We start from the raw sequence: 25,486 nt of genomic DNA, 5'->3' as shown, positions 1-25,486 counted from the left end.
TATAGAACATGTACATTATTATATATAAACAAATAAAGTATAAATTTCCAGAAAGAGGGGAATCACGTGCAGAACAATCAAAAGGACGAAACTATTCGCTATGTTAAAAACGATAGAGGACCAACGCTGGGCTATTCCGAAGCGTCCGGTGTACGTATTCTGTATCAGGACGGGCTTGCGTTCAAGGACCTGAACAAAAACGGCACCTTAGACAAATACGAGGATTGGCGTCTGTCCCCCGAAGAACGTGCCCGGGATCTCGCATCACAAATGTCAATTGAACAAATTGCGGGACTTATGCTGTACAGCAGCCATCAAGCCATTCCCGGGAATCTCGGCTGGAAGCCGGCCACTTACGCCGGAAAGCCGTTTAAGGATAGTGGCGCACAGTCACATGAGCTCACAGATGAGCAGCGTGTATTCTTATCCCAGGATCACATCCGGCATGTGCTGGTCACGAAGGTAGAAAGTCCAGAGACTGCGGCAAAGTGGAACAACCGCTTGCAGGCGTATGTTGAGGGGCTGCCTCTCGGCATACCGGCCAATAACAGCTCGGACCCTCGTCACGGGCTTGACGCTTCCGCGGAATTTAAGGTAGGCGGGGGCAGCAAAATTTCGATATGGCCGGAATCGATGGGACTTGCCGCGACCTTCGATCCTGAGATCGTACGAAAATTCGGCGAGATTGCATCGCAGGAATACCGCGCGCTCGGTCTAGCTACTGCGCTGTCACCCCAGGTGGATATCGCTACCGATCCACGATGGTTCCGCTTTGGCATGACCTTCGGCGAGGACCCGCAGCTGTCGGCCGATATGGGTCGCGCGTATATAGACGGGTTCCAGACGTCGGAGGGAGAAGCAGAGATAGCAGACGGATGGGGTTATGCAAGTGTCAATGCCATGGTGAAGCACTGGCCGGGCGGAGGGTCCGGGGAAGCGGGGCGTGATGCGCACTTTGGCTATGGCAAATACGCCGTATATCCGGGGAACAACTTTGAGCAGCATCTGATTCCTTTTACAGAAGGGGCTTTTCAGCTGTCAGGCAAGACAAGACAGGCATCTGCGGTGATGCCGTACTATACCATATCCTATGGGCAGGATGCGAAACACGGGGATAACGTTGGAAATTCCTACAACGCTTACATCATCAACGATTTGCTTCGAGAGAAGTTCGGTTATAACGGTGTCGTGTGTACGGATTGGGGGATTACGAATGATGAGCCTTTGGATATCACCCTATTGTTTCCAGGAGGCCGCTGTTGGGGAGTTGAAGAAGGTTATACCGTGGCGCAGCGCCATTACAGGCTGCTAATGGCAGGAGTAGATCAATTTGGAGGCAATGATCAAGCCGGTCCGATTATCGAAGCCTATCACATAGGCGTCAAGGAACACGGTGAAGCATTCATGCGTAAACGGTTCGAGCAATCCGCCGTTCGGCTGCTTATTAATATTTTCCGTTTGGGATTGTTCGAGAATCCATATGTGCAAGTAGACGAAACCATTGCCAAGGTAGGCTGCGATGAATATATGCAAGCAGGGTATGAGGCTCAGCTGAAATCGTTAGTACTGCTGAAAAATGACAATCAGGTGCTGCCTCTGCAAAAGCATCGGAAGGTGTATATTCCTAAGAGAAGTCTGCCGGCAGGCACAAATTGGCTTGGTTTGCCAACTCCGGCTGTAGAGGATTATCCGGTCAGCCTGGAGATCGTTAAGCAATATTTTGAATGGACAGATCAGCCTGAGGAAGCTGACTTTGCGCTCGTATTTATCGAGAGTCCCCGCTCAACCATGGGCTACAGCAAGAAGGATGCAGAAGCGGGAGGTTCGGGGTATGTCCCGATCAGTCTGCAATACGGTCCCTACACGGCAGAGTATGCTAGGGAAACAAGCATTGCAGGTGATCCCCGCGATGTACTTAACCGAACTTATCGCGGCAAGACGGTAACCGTTTCTAATGCAGGTGACCTTGATATGGTGCTCCAGACGAAGCGAATGATGAAGGAGAAACCGGTTATCGTTGTACTCCTGCTGTCTAATCCAGCTATTGTTGGTGAGTTTGAACAAGAAGCAAGCGCAATTCTGGCGCATTTCGGGGCGCAAGAAAAAGCGATTTTAGAGCTGCTAACCGGAGCAGCTGAGCCGAGCGGACTTTTACCTTTTCAAATGCCCGCCCATATGCAGACGGTGGAGGAACAGCTTGAGGATGTTCCGCACGACATGGAAGTTTATGTGGATACTGCCGGAAATGCCTATGATTTCACGTTTGGGCTTAGTTGGGACGGAGTCATTCAGGATCGTCGAACTGTACAATATGGGAGAGAGAAGGAACAGTTAAAGGAGAAGTGAAGATGGCATTTACGGAGCATACGAAGATAGGTAAAATTTGGTCAAATGAAGCTGCTAGGTCTATACTATTGAAGCATATCCCGCAGCTTTCAAGTTCACCGAGCCTTACCTTTATTAAAAGGAACACGCTGCCTAATCTATTGGATTCCAATCAGGCATGGTCTTGGACGGAGAGCATCATGCCAACCTTGTTGGCCGAGCTTGCTCTTGTTCAGGATGAGCCCATGACCGACGAGGAAATCATTCCTGATATTCAGTATGAGGGAGATTCGGTACCGATTGGCTCAGTAGCCGTCATAGCCTCAGAACAAGCTGAGCAATGGGGCATATTCCAATTGGAGCTGCGGGGTCCGGATCACGGTAATCCGTTTGTTGAAGTATCCTTGAGTGCGGAATTTACGTTCGAGAGCCGTACGATGTCGGTATTGGGGTTCTATGATGGTCTGGGCATATACCGTGTCAGGTTTATGCCTGATTGCCCAGGCGTGTGGACGTATCGGACGAGGAGCTCTGCCCGATCGCTGGATAGCCTTGAAGGTCAATTTGTATGCTTCCCTGCTTTGGAAGGAAATCATGGTCCTGTACGGGTAAAGAACACGTTTCATTTTGCATTTGAAGACGGAACTTCCTATATTCCGATCGGGACAACTTGTTATGCATGGTCGCACCAGGGAAACGAGCTGGAGGAGCAGACGCTGGATACACTGAAGAAATCTGCTTTTAACAAAATGCGGATGTGCGTCTTCCCGAAATCGTATTCGTTCAATTCGAACGAACCGCGCTATTATCCTTATGAGGGCAGCTTGGAGGAAGGCTGGGACTACACGCGTTTTAATCCCGCCTTTTTCAGGCATTTGGAGGAACGGATAGCGGATCTTATGGAGCTGGGCATCGAAGCGGATCTTATCCTGTTTCATGCCTATGACCGCTGGGGATTTTCAGAGATGCCGAAGTCTGCAGACGATCGATATTTGCGTTATGTGGCTGCACGACTTTCAGCGTACCGCAACATATGGTGGTCGCTTGCTAACGAGTATGATTTGATGTGGGCGAAAGAAACGGACGATTGGGAGCGGTTTGCATGCGTAATGAAAGATCATGATCCCTATGGTCACCTGATGTCGATCCATAACTGCTTCGGATTCTATGATCATCACCGGCCATGGATTACCCACTGCAGCATACAGCGCACCGATGTGTATAAGACAGCGGAGAATACGAGAGAATGGCGCAGCGAATACAACAAACCGATAGTCATTGACGAATGCGCCTACGAAGGCGATATTGACCTTGGTTGGGGGAACATCACGGGCCAGGAGATGGTCCGACGCTTCTGGGAAGGCGCGGTACGCGGCGGGTATGTGGGACACGGAGAGACTTACCTGCATCCGGAGGATATTTTGTGGTGGTCCAAAGGCGGGAAGCTGTACGGCAGCAGTCCGGAGAGAATTGCCTTCCTGCGTAGAATAATGGAGGAAGGTCCGGCAGAGGGGCTGAATCCTCTGCAATCGGATTGGGATGTGCCGGTTGCGGGCGTTCCTGACGCTTATTATTTGTTCTATTTCGGTTTCAATCAACCCCGATACAGACAATTTACCATGAAGCCTGGAATCCGGTATCAAGTGGATGTCATCGATACGTGGGAGATGAAGGTCGAGGAGCAAGAAGGCATTTACGAAGGGGTGTTTAAGATTACAATGCCAGGCAAGCAGTATATGGCTGTCAGGATGAGAGTGGTTTAAAAACAAGCCAGATCGGTTCCCATCAAGGAGGGGAGCGGTCTGGCTTGTTTTTTGAGAGAACTCTAAGAAGTGTAATCAGAGGCGGCTAGCGCCTCTGCTTTCGCTGTAAATCCCGAAGCTCGCGCCAGCCAATCACACGGATTCCTTCCAGCCAGATCGCTTCTTGAATGTCCGGGTCGAGGAACAAGTCGTACTCGAATCGGCGATATGGCCATGTCGCAGTAATCGCTTTCAGCTCATCCGTATCCAGAGAAGGATGAAACAGCAGTTCCGTTATACCTTGAGGAAGACGGCGGATCATGTCGATTGCCGCTCTTTTTACATCGTCATAGCTCGTTGGCTTCTCGTAGAAGAATGGCAGCATTTGCACATGGTCCGGATGCAGCACACCCTGCTCCTTGGCCCTCTGCGCGATAAATGCTATCTTCTCTCTGGTCTCGATTGCCGCATTCGCTGAGGACCGCTTCGAGAAGCGGATAGGCAGGTCGAATTGGAGGGCCAGTTCGAAGTACAGCTCGAAATGATGCGACTGCAAGCTGCCCATATGATTATCCAGATGGGTGGGATCGACCCCCATACGTATCGCCAACTGAAGCTGGGCTAACAACTCCTCGCGGACTTCCATCGGATCCGCATTCGCCATATGAGCCGTATTCTGCGGAAAATGACCCAAGCCATCCACAAGCGTGCCAACCTTTCTGTTCCCCCCGACAGGCCCCCACTTGTAGGAGTCCCACTCGCTCGTCAGCGTCAAATGAACACCTACATCCAGCATAGGATTGTCCGCAGCGAAGCTGGCTGCTTCGAGCGACCAAGGGCAGTTGACCATCAGCGTAGTCGAGGAGATGGCCCGTTGCTTCAACAGATGCAGGATGGCCGTGTTGGTGGCATGGCACATGCCAAAATCATCGGCGTGCAAAATAACGTATCGTCCGTTCTGCAGAGATTGTACATCGGGGAGTTCAGATATTTTAGGAAAAGGTGTCACCAATCATCCTCCTGTTCGTATCGAAGCTCATTCTATATTACGATTATAATGGAATGAATTGGCCACTGCTACACTAAAATAGACTTTTCAGCAATTTTGCTGCAAAAAAAGAAGGTGTTATCAGAATATACAGAATTGACATAATATTCAAAATAATAAGGGAGGATGGGTGGTTAAATTTTGTATCATTCATACGATATGCTTGCATAAACTGGTAAGAGACATCTTCTTTTGCAAGCGGTTTCATCTGCTTGAGTAAGTGACATGTTTCACAAGCTGTATAAGATGAACCAAACAAGCTCGCAGCGCCTCCTTGCTCTCATGATGTTCAGTTCATTTTATGTAGGATGCAATGGAACAAGGATTGGGAATGATTTGGAGGATCGATTCATTATATTAGTTTATGGCTAATATGCCAACCCATGTTAGGAGGCTCACCGTATGTTGCATGTTGTTGTATGTATTAAGCAGGTTCCCGACAGCCGCGAAATTCGGATTGACCCGAAGAACAATACATTAATCCGGCAAGGGGTGCCGAGCATTGTTAACTTCTATGATTTGCATGGTCTGGAAGAAGCTTTACGAATCAAGGATGAGCTTGGGGCGAGGGTAACTGTAGTCACGATGGGGCCTCCCCCGGCGGAAAAAAGCTTGAAGCAGTGTATCTCGTTGGGTGCGGATGAGGCTGTGTTGGTAACGGATCGAGGATTTGCAGGTGCGGATACACTCGCTACCTCTTACGTGATAGCCAAGACACTTCAAAAGGTAGCGGAAACATGGGGTGCCATAGATTTAGTATTTTGTGGAAAACAGACGCTGGATGGGGATACCGGACAGGTCGGTCCGGGCGTAGCCTGCAGACTCGATTTGGAGCAGCTGACCTATGTCAGTAAGGTGGTAGAGGTCGATACGGAGAAGCGCAGACTGACAGCTCACCGCTTACTTGAGGATGGCATTGAAGTGGTACAGACCAGCATGCCGGTGCTGATTACGGCCTTGAAGGAATTGAATAAGGTACGCAGAGCCGCTATGCCAGGGATGATTCGGGCCGCCAGGTACAAGCCGGTGGTATGGACGACAGCCGATTTTCCGGATTTGGAACGATCTATGATTGGATTAAAGGGTTCGCCAACGATCGTGTCCAAAACCTGGGTACCCGAGGTCAAAGCCGTCAACTCGAAAATGATCACAGGCGATTCACCGGAGGCAACTGCCGTACAGCTGCTTGACCAGCTGTGGGAGCGGGACTTACCAAGCCGATTAGGCTGGACTTAGGAGGCGACAACATGTCCAATGAACCAAAAAAGGACACACAGGATGCGGGGGCTATGCCGGATTGGTCGGCGTATCGCGGGGTTTTAATTGTCATTGAGCAAAGGGATGGGGAAGCCAAGAAGGTGTCCTGGCAGCTGCTGGGTGAAGGTAAGAAGCTTGCAGCCAAGCTGGAGGTTCCCTTACTGGCTCTAGTCATCGGCAATGGGGTTGAGCCTCTTGCGAAGGAGGCTGCTTATCATGGTGCTGACAAGGTTTATTTGTGTGAAGCGCCTGAGCTTGGCGTATATCGGACACGGCCTTACAGCCGCATCTGCCTGAAGCTGATCGATGAGGTGAAGCCTGAGATTGTGCTGTTCGGCGCGACGGGAACAGGACGGGATTTGGCTGGAGCGATTGCGACACACCTGCCGACAGGGCTTACCGCGGATACAACGGAGCTGGATGTGGAGCCACACCCCTCGCGGCTGCTGCTCGCAAGCCGACCGGCCTTTTCCGAGAAGATGATGGCAACGATTCTATGCAAGCAATATCGCCCGCAGATGGCGACGGCGCGTGCCGGCGTATTCCAGGCATTGCCACGGGATGAGACACGCGAAGCTGAGATCATCAGGATCGAGAGTTCGATGCCAGAAGAGGAAATTGCTGCGCAAGTAATCGACTTTATACGGGATACAGGTAATCTGAATCTGGAGGAAGCCGATATCATCGTATCCGGCGGTCGCGGTTTGGGAGGGCCTGAGCCTTTTGCGATGCTCAAGGAATTGGCCGATGCGTTGGGCGGGGTCGTTGGCGCTTCCCGTGCAGCTGTAGATGCCGGGTGGATCAAGCATGAGCACCAAGTCGGACAGACAGGCTCAACCGTCCGGCCGAAGCTTTATTTTGCCATCGGGATCTCGGGCGCGGTTCAGCATACGGTAGGTATGGGCAATTCTGACATCGTTATCGCAATCAACAGGGATGAGAAAGCCGCGATTTTTCAGTTTGCCCATTATGGGATTGTGGGGGATTTGTTCAAGATCGTGCCAGCGATAACGGAAGAAGTCAAAAAACGTAAAAGCCTGTTCGGCATTCAACTACCGGATACAGAGGCAGCATCACAAGAGCTTTCGCGGCAGCAGAATCTGGAACAATCTGTATAGAAGCCATCATTTTTCGTCGTCATGCAGAGGTAGGACTATTATTGTGAGGAGCGGATTGCTTTGAACGAAAAATTTGATGCTATCATTGTTGGGGGTGGACCAGCAGGTGCCGCCGCCGCATTAACGATGTCCCGGGCCGGCTTGTCTGTTGTATTGCTTGAGCGTGGTGAATTTCCCGGTGCCAAAAATCTGTTTGGTGGTGTATTATATCGTAAGCAAATCGAGGAGCTCGTCCCGGAGTTTTGGAAGGAACGTAATTTCCCGATGGAGCGGTATATTGTAGAGCAGCGAATCTGGATGATGGGCAAGGAATCGATGGTAACCTTTGGACATCGGAATGAAAAATATTCGGAGCCCTACAATTGTTTTACTGGCTTGCGAGTCAAATTTGACCAGTGGTTTGCCGACAAGGCGGTTGCTGCGGGGGCTCTGCCCGTCTATGAAACCGTTGCACTGGATGTCATTCGCGAGGGCGACCGGGTAGTGGGCGTTAAGACCGATCGGGATGACGGCAATTTGTATGCGGATGTCGTAGTCATAGCGGATGGAGTCAATTCACTGCTCGGCAAGGCGATGGGCATTCACAAGGAATGGAAGCCCGATGAGGTCTCTCTGGCGGTAAAAGAAATCATCTCCTTGCCCAAGGAAAAGATCGAGGATCGCTTCGGTCTTGAAGGGGACGAAGGCGTCACGATTGAATTTATGGGTGAGACCTCGCTTGGCATGGCGGGGATGGGATTCTTGTACACGAACAAGGAAACCATTTCGTTAGGCGTTGGGGTCATGGTCAATCATCTGCGGGACAAAAAGGTTAAGCCTTATGCCATCCTGGATGCCGTGAAGCAGCATCCGATGATCCGCAAATTAATTCAGGGCGGGGAAACTAAGGAGTATTCGGGTCACCTGATCCCCGAAGGAGGCTTTCATTCGATTCCTCCGCTGTCTGGAAACGGCTGGTGCGTATGTGGAGATGCGGCTCAGCTTGTCAACTTTGTAAATCGGGAAGGCACGAATCTGGCAATGACCTCGGGCCGCCTGGCAGGCGAGGCCATTATTGAAGCTAAAGGCAGAGGCGATTTCTCGGCCGCTTCGCTGAACGCTTATGACCAGAAAATCCGCAGCTCTTTTGTACACAAGGATTTGAAAAAGTACAAAGGTATGCACCAATTTCTCAAAGAACAAAATCCCGAGCTGTTATTCGATAAGCTGCCCCGGGCATTAAATGAAGCGGCGTATAATATGTTTTTAGTTGACGGCATCCCTAAAGCGGATAAACAGAAAATGGCTGTTAATTTAATTAAGGATGCAGCCGGCGGCACCATGAATCTGATGAAATTAGGCTATAAAGGGTGGAGGGCGATGAACGGATGAGCTGTAATGTTTCAGAAAAGCTATTTACGATCCGTTATAAATGCGATACGGAGTCCCATTTGGTCATTAAAGAAACAGAAACCTGTTTGAGCTGCAAGACCAAGGACTGTAATTATTTTTGTCCGTCTGACGTCTATGAGTGGGAGAAAAAGCTGAAGATTACGACAGTAGCCTTTGAGAACTGTATTGAATGCGGCACCTGTCGGATTGCTTGTCCATCCGATAATATTGCTTGGGTATATCCCAAAGGCGGCTATGGCATTACCTATAAGTACGGGTGAAACCGGGAGCGGCTGAATCCATGGCATATGAAACGAGCCTCGCAGTTTTTCAGCAGGCTCGTTTTGCATTTCTGGCATGAATAAGATGATTATTGGTATGCTTGCACATTCAGTAAGGTTTCGAGATCAACGATATCGTAATTTCGTTTTTGCAGCTCTTCAATCATAATCGGCACGGCCTTGGCGGTTTCGTTGGTTCTTGATGTAGAATGCATGAGAATAATGTCGCCATTTCGAATATTATCGATGACATTATGAACAATATTATCGCTTTCTCGCTGAGACCAATCCAATGTATCTATCGACCATAGGACGATCTTATGACCTGTTTCGGTTGCAGCGGCGACTACTTTTTCATCGGTATCCCCATACGGGGAGCGCATCAGAGCAGGCTTCTTGCCGATTATATCCTCAATGATTTTATCAGTCTGATTAAGATCCGCTTGAATTTGATGATTGGTTTTCTGGGTTAAATTGTCATGCTTGTAACTGTGGTTTAACACCAGGTTTCCATTATCGAATGCATGGCGCACAACCCCCGGGTAGATTTTGGCCATTTCGCCTACAAAAAAGAAGCTTCCTTTAACCCCATATTTCTTCAATGAATCGATAATAGCAGGCGTATTGACGTTATCAGGACCATCATCAAAGGTCAAAGCGACTCTATTCCGGTCAGGCCCATTGATGTAGACGCTGTCACGATGTTTCCGGGCAAAAGTAATGATGTTCTCGCGCCACTCGGTCATGCTTTTTAAAGCTTTGGGAGTTAGTTGGTTGGATTTCCCCTTAATTTCCAGCATGTACTCTGAAGGTTCAGGCTCGGGTTGAGCTGGTGTTTCTTCAGGTATGGGTAAAGCCGTTTGAGCTGCAGGTATGCTCAAGACAGCAGAAGCAGTGATAGGTGCAGCTGTCACGGAAGGCTCGGATATCAACGAAGGTATGGATGGGATAGAAGGAATGGACGCGATGGAGGGCTCCGACGAATGGTAGAAACAACCGCCCAACCATACCATGTTTGCCAGCACCAGCAGAAAAGTAAATTTGTTATTCATAAGCTTCATAGTAAATAGACACTCCCTTTATCCGATCATACCAAACTACGGTCATATGTAAAGGCTCTCAGACTCGATTTGTAGACATTATTTAATATAGACGGACAAGCAGTCCTTAGAGTTGTATGTTCATCGTGAATAACTATTAATATCGTCAATAAATGCCATTTTTAAACACAATAAGGGAGCGGCCGTCATGGGAGTATTGGCGCCTTTTTGTTGTGTATTGGTTGATTTCCATAATTTACACATACTTTCTATTACTATAATTTGATAGACTTTGTATGTGACAGGAATAAATTTTAGGAGGAATTGCATGAAAAGGTTTGTCATTTCAACTATGCTGGCCGGGAGTCTTTTATTTGGAGGGATAGCTTCAGCTTCCGCGGCATCAACAAATCCGTACCTTGCTACAGATTCCGACACGTTCTGGAGCATTTCACAAAAGTTAAATGTTAATGTTTCCGACCTTATCGCTGCCAATCCGCAGATCGATCCACAAAATGTGCATGCCGGTATTTCTATTAATCTTCCAGGATCGCAAGCAAAAGGCTGGGAAGCACAAGCGGATGCTATCATTGCGACAGGGATGAAACAGCTTGGAACCCCCTATGTGTTTGGCGGCGACACCCCTTATGTGGCATTTGATTGCTCAGGCTTTGTACAATATGCATTTAATGAAAATGGTTTTGACCTTCTTCATTCTTCTTCATTGCTGAGTCAGATGGGAACACCTGTAGATAAAGGTGATCTTCGTAAAGGCGATCTTGTATTTTTGCAGGGCACCTATACGAGCGGCGTTTCCCACGTTGCAATTTATCTTGGCAATAATCAGGTTCTTCAGGCGGGAACTATGGGCACCCGTGAAGTGAAAATCAGCACTTTTTTTGGTACACCTTATTATGATGAGCACTATTGGGGCGCACGCCGTCTCATTAATTGAATACGAGGGCAGGTCGAATACAATTATTCGTCTGCCCTTTTTGCTGTAAATGGGAAGCACCCAAATCTGCAAATACGAAAGCGGTTCCCCATTGACAGAGATGAATCGATATGATAAGTTGAATCCAGGAATAAACGCGCGTCCAAAAAAACAGGAATGGCTGATGGAATTTTGAGAAACTTGGATATTAAAAGCAAGGAAATCGCTGAAATTGCAGGTGTGTCCAGAAGTACAGTAAGCAGAGTTATCAATAATTACCCTAATGTCCCGGCTAAAACAAGGGAAAAGGTCATGAGGGTCATCGAGCAATATAATTATTTTCCGAATATATCGGCGCAAATCCTGGCTGGCAAAAAGACCAAAACTTTAGGTTTGTTCTTTATCGATCAATCTCACTTTAGCGAAGATTCTTCCGCCAATTTGTTGATTACAGGCATAATCGAGAACGCTTCCATTCTTGGATATAATGTGCTTGCCTATATAATTCGGGACTTGAGTACAGCTGAGAACATGAAAAATGTCAAAGAAGTGTTTTATCAGGAGCGTATTGCCGGTGGAATATTTATTGGAGCGGAAAATCACGAGCCTATCGTTGAGGAGCTGATCGCCGGAGGGTTTATCGTAGGGATATTAGATCAGGTTCTACCCGGACGCAGTGAGCCTAACCGAATTGTATATAACCTGGATAATGAAGGGGCCGCTATGCAAGCTGTGGATTATTTGGTCCGTTTAAACCATACCAGAATCGGGATTATCAATAGTACAATGAGCAGAGCCTCCGCCAGCTTCAAGTTCAAAGGCTTTATGAATCGCATGCAGCATCACGGCTTGGAGGTTAAGAAGCATTGGATCATGCATGGTCAATACGAATCCGGCGGCTACGAGGCGATGGACAATTTGATTAGAAATTCAAACGATTTACCGACAGCGATATTTGCAGCCAATGACAGCATTGCCTTTGGTGCGATTCGGGCCGCTAATGATCATCAATTAAAGGTTCCCGACGATATTTCCATTATTGGAATCAATGATCAGAAGCTGAGCGCTTATTACAAACCTGCGTTAACTACGTTTCGTTCTAACTTTAAGGAGTTTATATCCGGGATTACTACAAGTGTGATTGAGGCTGTAGAAAATGGTGTAGCCAGCGAGTCGATAAAAGTAACCCTGGATTTGGAATTGGTTGAAAGAGAATCCTGTAAAAGAGTTGAAGAGTAAGGAACAGCTTCATTCTTTTACATCCATTTATAAACGCGCTTTCATAAGGAATTGGGTAAAGAAAGGGATGATTCCTGAAAGTATCCGTATGTAATAGCATAATCGTATCACCTGAGAAGTAGAGAATGGTATTGATGTTAATAGTTTTTCTTGTCCATAAATAAACGCGCGTCCAAATTTAAAATTAAGTGTCGGGAGTGAGCCATGAAAACTATTTTTATTACAGGAGCCAATCGGGGATTAGGGTATTGCTTAGCAGAGGAGGGACTGCATAGAGGATATGCGATTTACGCAGGCGTAAGATCTGCGGATTCCTTTGCCATGCTGGATTCGTTGTTTAAACAATATCCCAATCGGGTCCATTTGATTGAAATCGATGTCGCGGATGAAGATTCGGTAAGAATGGCAAGCAGTGAGATCTGCAAAACGACAAACTCACTGGATGCCATCATCAATAATGCGGCCGTTATGGTGGAAAGAGAAAAAACTATCGAAGAGCTGGACTTTGATCTCGTTCGCCACAGCTTTGAAATCAACACATTCGGGCCGATGCGGGTGGTCAAACATTTGCTGCCACTCATCGGAGCAGGCACCCAACCGGTAATAATGAATATTTCCTCGGAAGCAGGCACCATTATTAACGCATTCAGTACGAACTATCCTTACAGTATGTCCAAGACTGCATTGAACATGTTCACGGAGAGGCTGCGGCATTATGTTCAGGATCAAGGAATAACCGTGTATGCCGTGCATCCGGGTTGGATGAAGACGGATATGGGTGGAGAGGAAGCACCAAGCGAGCCGGCAGCTGCAGCCGAAGGAATTTATAATATCATCGAAAAAAAGATTACGGTTACAAGTAAAATAGCTTTCATTAATCACCTGGGCAAACCAATGCCGCTTTAATTAGGTGGCAGGCATGGGAAGGAGTGATTTGCATAAGGGTTGGCATCAATTAGGAGTCCATTTTTGAACAGTACCACAGGTACTGCTTGAAAACTTATGTACCAAACTAAGGGGGAAACCACAATGTTGAATCTGAAGAAGCTAAGTGTGACGGGGGCGGCCATCGGTATGTTAGGATCGCTTCTGGCCGGATGCGGAGATAATAATGCTGCCAATGGTGTAAGCGCTGACAAGAAGGTGGAATTGACTTTCTGGGATGCAGCCTGGAATGAAGCCATTACTCCCGGTGTCATCAAAGAATTTGAAAGCAAAAATCCGAACATCAAAATCAATGCCCAGTATAACCCCGACAACGGCATGTCTGATAAATATTTGATTGCTCTCAAACAGAAAAACGGACCGGATATCATTAATATCAACCTGGATTGGGTGACTCCGTTTGCGACGATAGGCGGACTTCAAGCGTTGGATAGTTTTATTCAAACCGATAAAGTGGATTTAACCGATTTTTTTGATGGCTCGATCCAATCGGCCAAAGTGAAGGATAAAATTTATACGCTTCCCTATCGCGCCGAAACACATGGCCTTCTGTATAACAAAAAATTATTTGCAGATGCAGGCATAGATGCTGCCAAGGCACCGGAAAACTGGAAGCAGGTGCTTGAGGATGCACAGAAAATAACGAAAGGTGACGTATTCGGCATTGGGCTGGTCGGGACGAATTTCGGAAATTTAACAACGCAATTATTTAACATGATTCAATCCAATGGCGGCAGTATTCTCAACGCCGACAATACCAAATCGATGCTGAATGAGCCTGCTGCCGTTGAGATGGCTAAGCTCTATGTGGAGCTGTCCACCAAACATAAGGTAACACCGAACAGCATTTTGCAAAACGATAATATCGCTAACCGCAACTTGTTCTCCAGCGGCAAAATCGGTATGTACATGTCGGGAGCATATGACGTAGCGCCGATTAAACAAGCCAATGCGAACATCGATCTCGGAATTGGGATGGTCCCCGCCAATCAAACCCGTAAAACGATTCTTAGTGGTTGGGGTACGTCCATTACCAATTCCAGCAAAAATCCTGAAGCTGCATGGAAATTCATTAATTTTCTGGCTACGCCGGAAATATCGACAAAGTACAGCATTACCTTCTCGGCAAGAAAATCGGCTGCCAAGGACCCCAAGTATCAGGTTCCACAAACCAAAGCTTTTGTCGACGCACTCGCCTTTGCTCAGCCTCTGCCGCAAATTCCAGAGCTGACCCAAATTAAACAAATTGTATTTAATCAAATTCAGAGCTCCCTTTCCGGTAAATTCACACCCGAGGAAGCGATGAAAAATGCATCCAAAGAAATCGATGATCTGTTGGCAAAGAAATAGTAGCGATCGAATTGTCAGTGTTCCGCTTCGGTCGATTCATCCAGACGCGCTGGATGTAAGGAGGTAAACCCTATGCAAGCTTTGAAAAATATTCGTAGTCCGGGTCCGATGTTCGTTTTTCCTGCCATACTGATTATTGCTCTTATCATGATCTTTCCTCTGCTGTATACGATCGTCTTAAGCTTTAATAAAAGTGATATCTACACGGAAAGCTGGACATTTGTTGGTATTACGCAATATGTGGAGCTGTTTAAAAATCCCGAGTTTCTACTATCGCTGTATGTTACGTTTGTATGGACGATCGGCAGTGTGGTTTTTCAGTTTTTGCTTGGATTTGCTGCAGCCGTTGTGATCAACCAGGATTTTATCAGATGGAAGACGTTAATTCGCATCCTGCTGATGGTTCCATGGGTGATCCCGAGCATTATTAGCGTGAATGTTTGGAAATGGTTGTATCATGCGGATTTTGGCATTATCAATTATTTATTGAAATCGCTTGGTATCCTCTCTACCAGCATCAACTGGGTATCCGATGAGCATACCGCATTATTTTCCGCGATTCTGGTCAATGTGTGGAAGATGTATCCACTGGTCATGATCATGGTTGAGGCCGCTTTGCAATCGGTGCCCAGAGAATTAAAGGATGCGGCCAGAGTAGATGGGGCAACCGGATGGAGGGAATTCACAACGGTGACTATCCCGCATATTTCCTCCACATGTATGTCTGTCATCCTGCTGCTCACCATTTGGACGATGAATGCTTTTACCTTTGTATACGTGCTGACAGAGGGCGGTCCAGCTCATCAAACGGAAATTCTTTCCCTGTTTATTTATAAAGCAGGCTTCCAAAATTACAATTTCGGTGTTGCTGCAACAGCCAGTACGATATTATTTATCATTACAGCCGTTTTAAGCTTTGTGTATATGAAGCTCTTTATGAAGGGGGAGGATGGCTGATCATGAAGCGTGAACCCAGACCTTTGGGAAGAGCCATCCTAAGTTACATGTTCCTGATTGGGCTTATGATGTTCGGCTTGTTCCCGGCCATATGGATGTTTATCACATCAATTAAGCCGATGAATGAAAATTTCACGATCCCGCCACGCATTACGGTACAGCAGCCTACTTTAATGAATTATCACAAGGTGTTGTTTGAAAGCGGAATTCCGAGAGCATTCCTTAACAGCATCGTGGTAACCTGCAGCGCAACCTTAATCACGTTAGTTATTGCCATTCTGGCGGGCTACGGATTCAGCAGATTCAGGTTCAGAGGGGCGAAGAAGCTTTCTTCCGGATTGCTTTACGGTCAAATGATGCCAGGTGTTGTCATTATAATGCCGATTTATATGACCTTCTCCAAAATCGGAATAATTGATTCCTATCTCGGCCTGATCATTGCCAATGTTGCCTTGACGATCCCGATGTCGGTGATTATGCTCACTTCGTTTTTTAAGACCGTACCGAGGGAGCTGGAGGAAGCAGCCAAAATTGATGGCACAACCACGATTGGCGCTTTATTTCGGATCATTCTGCCTGTCTCATCACCCGGACTTATCGCTGTAAGCGTGTATGCCTTCTTGCATATATGGGAGGAGTTCCTGTTCGCATTAAATTTATCGAATTCCGATACCGTGCGAACCCTGCCTATAGGCATCACTCATTTTAGCGGAGAATTCGTTGTGGATTGGGGGGCTATGATGGGAGCCTCGGTGTTGGTTTCGGTACCTGTGCTGATCATTTTCCTGTTGTGCAGCAAGTACTTTGTACAAGGACTTTCCGACGGCTCGGTAAAAGGCTGAGTCATCTGTTGATTATTGCTGGAGGTGAGTGCCGTATAAGTCGTCCAAGGGTATTCCTTGTCATCAAATAACAGAGCACCATCCATAGTTTTAACCTGTATTTACACAATCGAACTCAAAAAAGCGGAGGTTATTCACATGTTTAAAGGAATCGGCCATACAGCCTACAACGTAATCGATATGGACAAATCATTGCAATTTTATTGTGACGTGCTTGGATTTAAAAAATGCTTCGAATTAAAAAATGATAAAAACGAGCCGTGGATCGTTTATCTAAAGGTTCTTAATTTACAATTCATCGAGCTGTTTTATAACGCTAAGCAGGGCGTCGACAACGACACCAAAGTTACTAAAGGCTATAACCATCTGTGTCTGGAGGTCAACGACATTCACGAAATCGCCAACCATTTGAAAAGCAAAGGACTGACTTTGGATGTGGAGCCCAAGATGGGAGCGGATTTGAACTGGCAGTGCTGGGTTAGAGACCCCGATGGTAATCGTATCGAATTTATGCAGCTTGATCCTGAATCACCGCAAGCCAAATCCTAATTAAAGGGAGTGTCTGACTTGGAACAAATATCGAATAACCGCATCATCAAGCTGGGTGTCGTCGTGGACAATCTGGAGGAAGCGTTCCAGTATTATGTGGAGTTGTTCAAGCTTGACCCGACCAAGATGAGAGCACCCAGGCCAAGACCAACCGCATCAGAGTTATCTCAGGCACCAGCAGCTGCAGCTGCACCAGAGGGTGGCAATACCCCTTATGTATGGTACAGAGGTGAATATCGGAATGCACGATGCCGGACGGCTATTATTCCATTGGAACCGATTTATCTGGAATTGATTGAGCCTTATGATGAGCTTAGTCCATGGACGGAATTTAGAGAAAAGCACGGTCCTGGCATCCATTTTATGACATTTCATATTGATGGCTTCGACGAGCATATTGAGCTAATGGAGAGCAAGGGAATGCCTGCCTTCCATAAGCAGGAAAAAGGTAAGGAGCGGTACGCCTACTTTGATTCCGTAGCCAAATTAGGGGCAACGATCGAGTTTAAGGAAATCGATAAGAACTAACAAACAAACCAAGGCCGTTCTTCAGTCCATTGTGGCTGTGAACGGTCTTGGTTCTGTTACATGGAGGGGTTAACCAGGCGGGATCACCTGATTATAGCTTTCTCTTCGAATTTCACTTGGCGTTTTTCCAGAATGTCGTTTGATCGTCCGGGCAAAATGGTAGGAGGTTTTGAAGCCGACCTGTTCTGCAACGGCTCCAATCTGCAGGCCTGTGCTGCGCAGCAGGTCAATTCCCTGCTTGACACGGTAGTTCCATAAATATTGGATGGGCGTCATATCTTCATCACGTCGGAATAAACGAATCAGATGCTCTGGTGTAAGTTTAGTAACCTTCGATAGGCTGCTTAGCGTCAAATCCTCAGCATATCGCTTATGAATTTCCTCCTTGGCAATCAGTACGGAAGGATGCTTTCTGTCATTGATGTTCCCTTGACTGCACTCTGACCAATATAATAATATCGCTGCTCGTCCCAATGCTCGGATTACTTCCTCGTCTTGCCGTACCCCATCGCTTTGCAGGGATCGTATAATGTCTGTTAGCTGATTCATCCTTTCGGATAAGGGAATGAAGAGAGGGAGGGAACCGAGGAAGTTGACCGCCATCCCGTCCAGAGGCGCAACTGAAACAGCGATCCAGCGATGCCAGGTTTCCCGTTTATCCGCGAACACGAAATTCTCCATATGTCCGGGTTTAAGAAGCACCACATGTCCAGGGGGCACCTGATGTTTGACTTGGTCGATTTCCACGGTCATGGCACCTGAATGCAGCAGTACGAGCTGCAAATCCTGCTGAATACGTGGACCATATGCCCCACCGGGACCGTAAACTACACTGCCTCCGTAAGTTTTAATAACAGTAAAGGACGGAGTCGCTTCCGTCCCTGATTGTTCGATCATCCCGATCCCTGCCCTCGTAAAAGCGTATTTACCTCCCATTATACAAGAGATATTTTACGTTTTAAATCCTCTCTTTCAATCTTGGAATCATGCCGGATATAGTGGCACACGTAAGAACGCCTCCAACGATTCGAGCGATTGCGGGTAGACGAGTGGATAAGCAAACTGTCAAAAATAAGGATATCCCCCTGGTCCATGATGACCGGAATTTCTTTACTTAAATCAACGTCCTCAACCTCGTCAGTCCACGCCTCGTGCTCCTGCAAATTTTTGACGGCTCCATGGGAGAGAACCCCCAGCTTATGTGATCCCGGTATGACCCATAGACATCCATTTTCTTCATTGACCTGTTCCATCGCGATCCACGCTGCTGTTAAAGTATTCGGCTCATTGCGAATATAATAATAATCCTGATGTGCCGCTTGCCCGGGGGAGTTCGGTTCCTTATAAAAATACATACTTTGAATGCCTGTGGCCTCGTCGCCGAGCAGCTGCGCCAGTGACCCGCGAACGATGGGCAGCTTCATCATCTGAAGTGAAAATCCATCATGGAGGTGTGGGTTAAATAACCGAACGGAGAAGCGGTCTTTATCATCGATGAACTCTTTGCCCTTTTTGGGCTTGGCCCAGTCCGGCATGTCATCCGATGAGCGGATAGCATGAATATGAGCATTGAAGGTGTGGATCAAATCGTCGGAGCAGCCCCCTTTGATGATAATAAATCCATCCTCCTTGTATGTTGCAATTTGCTCTTTGGTAAGGGGAGTGGTCCTTTCGAATTGAACTTGAACAGTCATAAGTAATGCCCTCCTTTAAAGTTCAAAACCGAATCGCCTCTCCTGAAAGGGCTGCGATATCCGTTTTGTTATACTCCAAGTGTAAGGTACAGGGGGATAAAACAAAATGCTTTCAGCTAATATTTTGTGTCTGTAATTGATATTTATAAAAAAGATAATTGCGTAGAGCGCCCAATTTAACAGCTTTATCTGCAGTCTCTTCGTAATTTCAAAAAAAGACTATAGCCGGAAATTTTTCAGAGGCATAGTAATAATTTGTTATTATTGCACGTTCGGCAAGCTCTATCCTAAAGTAAGGGCATAAGCCAATCGATTCACCAAAGAACACTTTAAGGAGGAAGGCTTCATGGATGTTCAAGCAACAAAGTCAATCTCGCAATCGCTTTCCAAAAGTAAAAGCAAAGCCTCGCTATGGGCCGAACTAAAAAGAGATAAGTATTTATATCTTCTGGTTCTGCCAGGCGTACTGTATTTTCTCGTTTTCAAATACTACCCCATGTGGGGCATCATCATCGCCTTTCAGGATTATTCCCCTTATATGGGAATATTCAAAAGCGCTTGGGTCGGTGTCGAGCATTTCATCCGCTTTTTCACGAACCCAAGCTTCTACTTGCTTTTTCGCAACACGATGATGATAAGTCTCCTTAGTCTGGTCTTCTTCTTTCCTTTGCCCATTGTGCTATCCCTTTGCATGAACGAAGTGAGCAACAAATATTTTAAGCGGGTGATTCAGTCTGTGGTGTACCTGCCGCACTTTCTCTCATGGGTCATCATTGCGGGGATTACGTTCCTGCTCTTATCGCAGACGAACGGGATTATCAATCTGATGCTGGAATACATGGGCCTTCCGAAAATTGCTTTCTTGACCAGCGAGAGCTTGTTCTGGGGACTATTAACCGGACAAAATATATGGAAGGACACCGGTTGGGGGACGATCATTTTTCTCGCAGCGATCACAGGTATCGATTCGCAGCTGTATGAAGCAGCTAAGATCGACGGGGCCAACCGGATTCGGCAAATGTGGCATGTGACCCTGCCGGGCATTCGCAACGTTATTATAATTTTGTTGATTCTTCGATTGGGTCATATTATGGATGTCGGCTTTGAGCAGGTGTTCCTGATGGCGAATGGAGCGGTAGCAAATGTCGCTGATGTTTTTGAAACCTATGTGTACCGTAACGGTATTCAGCAAGGTCAATTCAGCTATACCACAGCTGTTGGACTATTCAAATCGGTCATTGGCTTAACGCTTGTTGTTTGTGCCAACTGGCTGGCCAAGCGGTTTGGTGAGGAAGGTGTGTATTAAAACATTGGAGCGTGTTCAAAATGTTGGTCGCTATGGAGAAGGGGTATGCCTCCGGTCGCTGTTGAAATCGTGAATGGTTATTATATTCAGCGGTATATTCACGATTTCAAAGGCGAACGCTACGCTCCTACAGCACACCCCTTCTCCTCCGCTGTTCATTTTGAACACGCTCCAAATAAGGAGAGGGTAGAGGGAGAGATACATTCGCTAAGCGTAATGTATCTTGGTAAGGGACTTGCTAAGGGATGATCAAAAAGAACGCTGAATCATGATCAGCGTTTAACAGCTTTGCTGGTAGTGAAGCTATCATTTGCAAAAAAACGATGATGATGAACACCTTTTCAGCCCCTATCGCTAAATATTACATTCGGCTTCTCTTGCTTGCTGCCTCCGCTGAGTTCCATAACGATGAAAAACATCGTTATACGGAGTACAAACCGCATGGAGCGCTTGTAACGATGTTTTTAATCGTTACAACAGACATTAAGCGGATTTAGGCCTTCATATCGCCCTGATACGATGTTTTTCATCGTGCCGCAAGACTATGTGGCATTTCTTGAACTTCTAACGATGTTCTTCATCGTTACAAGAGAGTGCGCGCTTAGAAAATGCAACAGAAAAGTACTCTTTTAATGCGGATACGATGCAAATAACGCATAATGGCGTTGCTCTAATCAATATTCAATGCTAACCCATTGAATAAATGCCCTTTAACTTCAGCGATATTTATAAAATAAGCTTCGTCCTTTGTTCTGCGCCTTGCTTGCGCCCTGCGGCCTAGAGGGCCGCAAAATGCGGTGAATACGCAGCGGAGCGTCCGTGGTGTTCTGGAGATAGCGGAGCGGTGCCTTTGTTCCCGGATTTTCACCTATAAATCCCTTATACAATAATAAAATCCGGGAACAACAGCAATCGTAGGAACACTTCGGACGCGCAGCGACAACCGATTCACCGCATTTTATCCCTTATCCCTTATCCTTATCCCTTGTCCAGCATCTCGCAAACCCATCTTATTTTAAAAAGGAGCCACCCCTCATGAGAGAAAGCTTAGGCGACCGCCTGTTCAGTATGGCAAACCTGGTGCTGCTGGTCATCATCGGCATCATTACGTTGTTCCCCTTGTATTACGTTTTCGTGGTTTCCTTCACAGAGCCACGGGAGTATATCGATAAATACGGTTTTGTGTTATTCCCGAGCAAGTGGAGCCTGGGCTCCTATGAATACTTAATGTCCACATCCGCCTTTATTCGAGCAACGGGTGTCAGCGCTTTTCTGGCAACGGTGGGCACGCTGCTCAGCCTGATGGTAACCTCGGCCTTTTCATTCGGACTTTCCCGCAAAAGGCTGAGAGGCCGAAAGCTGATGATGTTCATGGTCATGTTCACGATCCTGTTTAATCCCGGCATTATCCCGCTGTATTTGCTGGTGCGCGATTTGGGGCTGATCAACAGTGTATGGGCGCTCATTATTCCGGTATTGACCAGCGGCTGGTATGTCATTTTGATGAAGAGCTTCTTTGACAGTATTCCGGTAGAGCTGGAGGAAGCCGCCATGATTGATGGCTGTAACGACTTAAGCATTTTCTTCAAAATCATTTTGCCGCTTTCTGCTGCATCGCTTGCCGCATTTGGCTTATTTTACGCAGTTGCTTATTGGAACACCTTCTTTAGTGCGGTGTTGTACATTAATGATTTTACGAAGGTACCGCTGCAAATTGTACTGCGCAACATGCTGATCGATTCCGATACCGCGATGGGTGGGGCGTCAGCCGTGGAGATGTCATCAGACAAGCAGCTGCCTACGCAAACGATCAAAATGGCTGCTGTTGTCATCTCAACCTTGCCGATTCTGATGGTGTATCCGTTTTTGCAAAAGCATTTTACGAAGGGTGTTATGTTAGGTTCTGTCAAAGGTTAAGTGCAGCTCGCACGTCGTTGCTTAATCACGCATCGGCAGCAGGGCTCACCTCGATCCGGCACACCAACAATCATATAAATACAAATAGCAGAGGAGCAAATGAAAATGAAAAACTTTTCCGATTTGGACAGCACTTGGCGTATTGAGTCAATTGAGCAGGTACTCATGAAAGGTGAACGCCGCAGATTGGCGGGCTGCAATGCAAGACTGGGGGTACATGGCAAAGAGGTCAGCTTTCCCTTGGTGCGTATTACGATTGGCGGCATCGCGGGGTATAGCTGGTCCCGTGTTTCCCGCGAGGCGGCAGCAGCGTTGATCGGGACTCCGATAGGCGAAATCTTTTGTGAGGATCAATGGATCAAGGACCGTTTTCAAAGCATCCAATTCCCACTGTTTGACTGGTTAGCGAACGTAAGGGGCATTCCGGTGTATCAGCTGCTAAGCGGTCAATCGACACCTTTGAGTGTTGCTTGCTATGATACGTCCTTGTATTTTGATGATCTGCACCTGAGCTCTGAGACAGATGCGGTGAAGCTGCTGCAGGAGGAAGCGATGCAGGGCTATAACGAAGGATTTCGTGGCTTTAAAATCAAGGTCGGCCGTGGTGCGATGCACATGGACCTAATGGAAGGCACGAAGCGGGATATCGCGATTGTAAACGGCATCCGTGAGGTGGTCGGCCCGGCATGCAACATTTCAATCGATGCGAATAACGGCTATAACCTGAATTTGACGAAGCATGTACTGAAAGAAACGGCGCATGCCAACCTGCTGTGGATGGAGGAAGCGTTCCACGAGGATGATCGGCTGTACCGTGATTTGAAGGCATGGTTGGCTAAGGAGGACATCAATGTCATGATCACCGACGGTGAAGGCTTGGCGGCGGGACCGATTGTGGAATGGGCGGAGCAAGGCCTGATTGATGCCATCCAATACGATTTGAAGGATTACGGCATAATCAATTGGTTGAAGCTGGCGAAGCGACTGGCTGCAAGCGGCGTGAAAGCAGCCCCGCATAACTATGGCGGCTTCTATGGAAACTTTGCTTCGGCACAGGTATATCCAGCCATCGAAGGCTTTATGTTCGTAGAATGGGATGAAGCGCAAATACCGGGTATCGATACGTCCGGCTACACCATTCAAGACGGCAAAATCTCCGTACCTTCTACACCGGGCTTCGGCTTGCACATCGATACGGACCTTTATGAAAGCAAGCTTCGGGAGGGCGGTTGGGCCGTATAAAGCAGCTCCCAGAGCAGGTAAGTTATCCACAACAAATAAACCAAGGAAGCCAAACTAATTTTAAGGGGATGATTTGCAGTGAAATTAACAACAACCAAGTTACTTAAAAAACGGACTTTGTTATTTGTATCCATGATGGTCGTATGTTCTTCATTTGCCGCAGCTTGCTCGTCACCAGCACCTTCACCTGGATCTGCGCCTGCGCCGGCAGCAGCCGGTAAGGAGGAGCCCAAAGCTCCAGCCAAGCCTACGGAAATCAAAGTGATGGCGGATTACACGATAGCGCAGCCTCCATCGCCAGACAATCAGGTGCAGAAGGAATTTGAAAAAAGAACGAATACGAAGCTGACGGTTACCTGGGTACCGGGTGGAGATTATGCGGATCGTGTGAACGTGGCGCTGGCTGCTGGCGATATTGCCGATCTGATTAAAATTCCGAACATTACAACCCCGTTGTTCCGACAAATGGTCAAGCAAGGGGCATTCTGGGATTTGACACCTTATATCAAAAACTATCCGAACCTGATGGCCATAGATCCGAAAATATGGAATAACACCAAGATCGATGGAAAATCGTTTGCGGTTCCTGCAGGACGCCCATTAAACGGCGGCGGATTCTTCTCGATTCGTAAGGATTGGCTGGACAAATTGGGCTTGAAAATGCCGACAAATCTGGATGAGCTGTATACCGTTTTGAAGGCCTTTAAGGACAACGCACCTGACGGTAAAAAGGACACGACCGGCTTTACTATGCGCGGCGGCTCTGGTGTATTTGAAGAGGTAATCACCGGAACTGTTGGCAAATGGAAGGAAAAGGACGGCAAGCTCGTCAATATGACGCTGGAGCCGGAGATGAAGGAAGCTCTGATTTATGTGAGTAAATTGTACAAGGAAGGTTTAATTCCGCAGGACTTCCCTGTACTAAAGGAAAATCAGTATTGGGAGCTGGCTACAAGCGGCAGAGCGGGGCTGACATCGGAAACACCAGAGGCTTTATTCAGATACACCATGGATCAATGGAAGAAGGATCCGAAGGTCGAATGGACACCGATGCTTTCACTGGCTCCAAAAGCCGGAGGTAAAGCTTACGTACCGCAGGCAACAGGCTTTAATGGCGTGCTGGCGATTCCCAAAACCGTACCTGAAGACAAAATGAAGGCGATTTTGAAATTCGTGGATTACGGCTCGGGCGGCGAGGGCCTGGATTTGACCCTTTATGGCATCAAGGATGTTCACTACTCCATTGTTGACGGCCAAAAGATCGCGAATGATAAGGCTGTAGCCGACAGTGTGGGAACCGCTTCATGGGGTAAAATGTTCAGTACACCTGTACTTGATCTGTGGCAGTATGCAGCCGGTATGCCCAAAGAGGTTTATCAACGCAACATAAAGCTGGCTGAAGAAAAAGCAAAAATTTCCACGCCTGACCCGGCTATTGGTTTGGTTTCCGACACAGAGCTTAAAATGGGGGCTGACTATACGAAAAAAATTGCTGATATGAAGACACAAACGATTATTGGCAAAATTTCATTGGATGACTGGGATAAATACGTAGACAGCCTTAAGAAGGATCCCAACTACACCAAAATTACGGAAGAAATCAATGCAGAGTACAAAAATCGGTTGGCTCAAAAATAAGCTGATCACAAGTTCATTTGTTCAGAGGTAAGGGTGGCCCCTTGCCTCTTGGTTGGTAGCAGCAGCGGCGAGTGGTCAATGTGCAATGGGGATAGATGAGGACGCTTAATGGCAGCTGCTGTATCTGATCGGATGCAGCAGTTTTTTGCGTTGTCAGCGCTCT

The 25,486-nt window shown here is 47.2% G+C and carries 23 protein-coding genes; 19 read left to right on the top strand and 4 right to left on the bottom strand.

What is annotated here, in order from left to right; translation table 11 throughout:
• Positions 1–66 precede the first annotated feature (66 nt).
• On the top strand, positions 67–2,346 hold the full coding sequence (locus LRL21_RS08175; protein WP_240415283.1) for a glycoside hydrolase family 3 protein: 2,280 nt from the start codon (positions 67–69) through the stop codon (positions 2,344–2,346).
• 2 nt (positions 2,347–2,348) lie between these two features.
• Complete coding sequence (locus LRL21_RS08170; protein WP_240415282.1) at positions 2,349–4,088, top strand: DUF5605 domain-containing protein; 1,740 nt, start codon at positions 2,349–2,351, stop codon at positions 4,086–4,088.
• 85 nt (positions 4,089–4,173) lie between these two features.
• Here the strand turns inward: LRL21_RS08170 and LRL21_RS08165 are convergent, their stop codons facing one another.
• Complete coding sequence (locus LRL21_RS08165; protein ID WP_240415281.1) at positions 4,174–5,076, bottom strand: polysaccharide deacetylase family protein; 903 nt, start codon at positions 5,074–5,076, stop codon at positions 4,174–4,176.
• Positions 5,077–5,517: 441 nt separating this feature from the next.
• On the opposite strand from LRL21_RS08165, the gene LRL21_RS08160 reads away from it, so the two are divergent.
• The 4 genes from LRL21_RS08160 to LRL21_RS08145 are packed head-to-tail and all read left to right on the top strand — an operon-like array spanning position 5,518 to position 9,142.
• Positions 5,518–6,351, top strand: coding sequence for an electron transfer flavoprotein subunit beta/FixA family protein (locus tag LRL21_RS08160; protein WP_240415280.1), 834 nt, complete (start codon positions 5,518–5,520; stop codon positions 6,349–6,351).
• Positions 6,352–6,362: 11 nt separating this feature from the next.
• The gene (locus LRL21_RS08155) at positions 6,363–7,490 is read left to right on the top strand and encodes an electron transfer flavoprotein subunit alpha/FixB family protein (RefSeq protein WP_240415279.1); all 1,128 of its coding nucleotides are present in this window, start codon (positions 6,363–6,365) and stop codon (positions 7,488–7,490) included.
• A gap of 60 nt (positions 7,491–7,550) precedes the next feature.
• Positions 7,551–8,861: an FAD-dependent oxidoreductase gene (locus LRL21_RS08150; protein WP_076229425.1), complete on the top strand. Its 1,311-nt coding sequence runs from the start codon at positions 7,551–7,553 to the stop codon at positions 8,859–8,861.
• Complete coding sequence (locus LRL21_RS08145) at positions 8,858–9,142, top strand: ferredoxin family protein (protein WP_076229426.1); 285 nt, start codon at positions 8,858–8,860, stop codon at positions 9,140–9,142. The genes LRL21_RS08150 and LRL21_RS08145 overlap by 4 nt, the downstream gene beginning before the upstream one ends.
• A gap of 89 nt (positions 9,143–9,231) precedes the next feature.
• On the opposite strand, the gene LRL21_RS08140 is transcribed toward LRL21_RS08145, so the two are convergent.
• Positions 9,232–10,194, bottom strand: coding sequence for a polysaccharide deacetylase family protein (locus LRL21_RS08140; protein ID WP_240415278.1), 963 nt, complete (start codon positions 10,192–10,194; stop codon positions 9,232–9,234).
• A 316-nt stretch (positions 10,195–10,510) separates the two neighbouring features.
• On the opposite strand from LRL21_RS08140, the gene LRL21_RS08135 reads away from it, so the two are divergent.
• From LRL21_RS08135 to LRL21_RS08100, 8 genes are all read left to right on the top strand, one after another.
• Positions 10,511–11,137 (top strand): C40 family peptidase, encoded by a 627-nt coding sequence (locus LRL21_RS08135; RefSeq protein WP_240415277.1) that lies wholly within the window; start codon positions 10,511–10,513, stop codon positions 11,135–11,137.
• A 180-nt stretch (positions 11,138–11,317) separates the two neighbouring features.
• Positions 11,318–12,355 (top strand): LacI family DNA-binding transcriptional regulator, encoded by a 1,038-nt coding sequence (locus tag LRL21_RS08130; protein ID WP_240415276.1) that lies wholly within the window; start codon positions 11,318–11,320, stop codon positions 12,353–12,355.
• A 204-nt stretch (positions 12,356–12,559) separates the two neighbouring features.
• The gene (locus tag LRL21_RS08125; protein WP_240415275.1) at positions 12,560–13,261 is read left to right on the top strand and encodes an SDR family NAD(P)-dependent oxidoreductase; all 702 of its coding nucleotides are present in this window, start codon (positions 12,560–12,562) and stop codon (positions 13,259–13,261) included.
• Positions 13,262–13,384: 123 nt separating this feature from the next.
• A complete protein-coding gene (locus tag LRL21_RS08120) occupies positions 13,385–14,650 on the top strand; it encodes an ABC transporter substrate-binding protein (protein WP_240415274.1) in 1,266 nt (421 codons plus the stop codon).
• A gap of 72 nt (positions 14,651–14,722) precedes the next feature.
• Positions 14,723–15,607, top strand: a complete 885-nt coding sequence (locus tag LRL21_RS08115) for a carbohydrate ABC transporter permease (RefSeq protein ID WP_240415273.1) — start codon at positions 14,723–14,725, stop codon at positions 15,605–15,607.
• 2 nt (positions 15,608–15,609) lie between these two features.
• On the top strand, positions 15,610–16,449 hold the full coding sequence (locus LRL21_RS08110) for a carbohydrate ABC transporter permease (RefSeq protein ID WP_240415272.1): 840 nt from the start codon (positions 15,610–15,612) through the stop codon (positions 16,447–16,449).
• A 138-nt stretch (positions 16,450–16,587) separates the two neighbouring features.
• Positions 16,588–16,998 carry a VOC family protein gene (locus LRL21_RS08105; protein ID WP_240415271.1) on the top strand — a complete coding sequence of 137 codons (411 nt, stop codon included), beginning with the start codon at positions 16,588–16,590 and terminating at the stop codon, positions 16,996–16,998.
• 18 nt (positions 16,999–17,016) lie between these two features.
• The gene (locus LRL21_RS08100) at positions 17,017–17,526 is read left to right on the top strand and encodes a VOC family protein (protein ID WP_240415270.1); all 510 of its coding nucleotides are present in this window, start codon (positions 17,017–17,019) and stop codon (positions 17,524–17,526) included.
• A gap of 69 nt (positions 17,527–17,595) precedes the next feature.
• Here the strand turns inward: LRL21_RS08100 and LRL21_RS08095 are convergent, their stop codons facing one another.
• Together LRL21_RS08095 and LRL21_RS08090 are read right to left on the bottom strand one after the other, a co-directional pair.
• A complete protein-coding gene (locus LRL21_RS08095; protein WP_240415269.1) occupies positions 17,596–18,462 on the bottom strand; it encodes a helix-turn-helix domain-containing protein in 867 nt (288 codons plus the stop codon).
• Positions 18,462–19,220, bottom strand: coding sequence for a phytanoyl-CoA dioxygenase family protein (locus tag LRL21_RS08090; RefSeq protein ID WP_240415268.1), 759 nt, complete (start codon positions 19,218–19,220; stop codon positions 18,462–18,464). Before LRL21_RS08090 ends, LRL21_RS08095 begins: the two co-directional genes overlap by 1 nt.
• Positions 19,221–19,566: 346 nt before the next feature.
• Between LRL21_RS08090 and LRL21_RS08085 the strand changes: the two genes are divergently transcribed.
• The 5 genes from LRL21_RS08085 to LRL21_RS08065 all read left to right on the top strand — a co-directional run bounded on the left by LRL21_RS08085 (position 19,567) and on the right by LRL21_RS08065 (position 25,323).
• On the top strand, positions 19,567–20,526 hold the full coding sequence (locus tag LRL21_RS08085; protein ID WP_240415267.1) for an ABC transporter permease: 960 nt from the start codon (positions 19,567–19,569) through the stop codon (positions 20,524–20,526).
• A 323-nt stretch (positions 20,527–20,849) separates the two neighbouring features.
• Positions 20,850–21,023 (top strand): hypothetical protein, encoded by a 174-nt coding sequence (locus LRL21_RS08080; protein WP_240415266.1) that lies wholly within the window; start codon positions 20,850–20,852, stop codon positions 21,021–21,023.
• Positions 21,024–21,561: 538 nt separating this feature from the next.
• Positions 21,562–22,443, top strand: a complete 882-nt coding sequence (locus tag LRL21_RS08075; RefSeq protein WP_076229440.1) for a carbohydrate ABC transporter permease — start codon at positions 21,562–21,564, stop codon at positions 22,441–22,443.
• Between the two features lie 105 nt (positions 22,444–22,548).
• Positions 22,549–23,685 carry an enolase C-terminal domain-like protein gene (locus tag LRL21_RS08070; RefSeq protein ID WP_240415265.1) on the top strand — a complete coding sequence of 379 codons (1,137 nt, stop codon included), beginning with the start codon at positions 22,549–22,551 and terminating at the stop codon, positions 23,683–23,685.
• 78 nt (positions 23,686–23,763) lie between these two features.
• Positions 23,764–25,323, top strand: coding sequence for an extracellular solute-binding protein (locus tag LRL21_RS08065; RefSeq protein WP_240415264.1), 1,560 nt, complete (start codon positions 23,764–23,766; stop codon positions 25,321–25,323).
• The last annotated feature ends 163 nt before the right edge of the window (positions 25,324–25,486 follow it).

This window comes from Paenibacillus periandrae (assembly GCF_022458865.1).
Classification (GTDB): Bacteria; Bacillota; Bacilli; order Paenibacillales; family NBRC-103111; genus Paenibacillus_S; species Paenibacillus_S periandrae.
This window is presented reverse-complemented; position numbering and strand designations above follow the sequence as displayed.

Bases quoted from the DNA above. Each gene is read 5' to 3' on its own strand.
- LRL21_RS08170 (WP_240415282.1), top strand. From the start codon at position 2,349: ATGGCATTTACGGAGCATACGAAGATAGGTAAAATTTGGTCAAATGAA.
- LRL21_RS08160 (WP_240415280.1), top strand. From the start codon at position 5,518: ATGTTGCATGTTGTTGTATGTATTAAGCAGGTTCCCGACAGCCGCGAA.
- LRL21_RS08155 (WP_240415279.1), top strand. From the start codon at position 6,363: ATGTCCAATGAACCAAAAAAGGACACACAGGATGCGGGGGCTATGCCG.
- LRL21_RS08145 (WP_076229426.1), top strand. From the start codon at position 8,858: ATGAGCTGTAATGTTTCAGAAAAGCTATTTACGATCCGTTATAAATGC.
- LRL21_RS08140 (WP_240415278.1), bottom strand. From the start codon at position 10,194: ATGAATAACAAATTTACTTTTCTGCTGGTGCTGGCAAACATGGTATGG.
- LRL21_RS08135 (WP_240415277.1), top strand. From the start codon at position 10,511: ATGAAAAGGTTTGTCATTTCAACTATGCTGGCCGGGAGTCTTTTATTT.
- LRL21_RS08125 (WP_240415275.1), top strand. From the start codon at position 12,560: ATGAAAACTATTTTTATTACAGGAGCCAATCGGGGATTAGGGTATTGC.
- LRL21_RS08120 (WP_240415274.1), top strand. From the start codon at position 13,385: ATGTTGAATCTGAAGAAGCTAAGTGTGACGGGGGCGGCCATCGGTATG.
- LRL21_RS08115 (WP_240415273.1), top strand. From the start codon at position 14,723: ATGCAAGCTTTGAAAAATATTCGTAGTCCGGGTCCGATGTTCGTTTTT.
- LRL21_RS08110 (WP_240415272.1), top strand. From the start codon at position 15,610: ATGAAGCGTGAACCCAGACCTTTGGGAAGAGCCATCCTAAGTTACATG.
- LRL21_RS08105 (WP_240415271.1), top strand. From the start codon at position 16,588: ATGTTTAAAGGAATCGGCCATACAGCCTACAACGTAATCGATATGGAC.
- LRL21_RS08095 (WP_240415269.1), bottom strand. From the start codon at position 18,462: ATGGGAGGTAAATACGCTTTTACGAGGGCAGGGATCGGGATGATCGAA.
- LRL21_RS08090 (WP_240415268.1), bottom strand. From the start codon at position 19,220: ATGACTGTTCAAGTTCAATTCGAAAGGACCACTCCCCTTACCAAAGAG.
- LRL21_RS08085 (WP_240415267.1), top strand. From the start codon at position 19,567: ATGGATGTTCAAGCAACAAAGTCAATCTCGCAATCGCTTTCCAAAAGT.
- LRL21_RS08080 (WP_240415266.1), top strand. From the start codon at position 20,850: ATGATGATGAACACCTTTTCAGCCCCTATCGCTAAATATTACATTCGG.
- LRL21_RS08075 (WP_076229440.1), top strand. From the start codon at position 21,562: ATGAGAGAAAGCTTAGGCGACCGCCTGTTCAGTATGGCAAACCTGGTG.
- LRL21_RS08070 (WP_240415265.1), top strand. From the start codon at position 22,549: ATGAAAAACTTTTCCGATTTGGACAGCACTTGGCGTATTGAGTCAATT.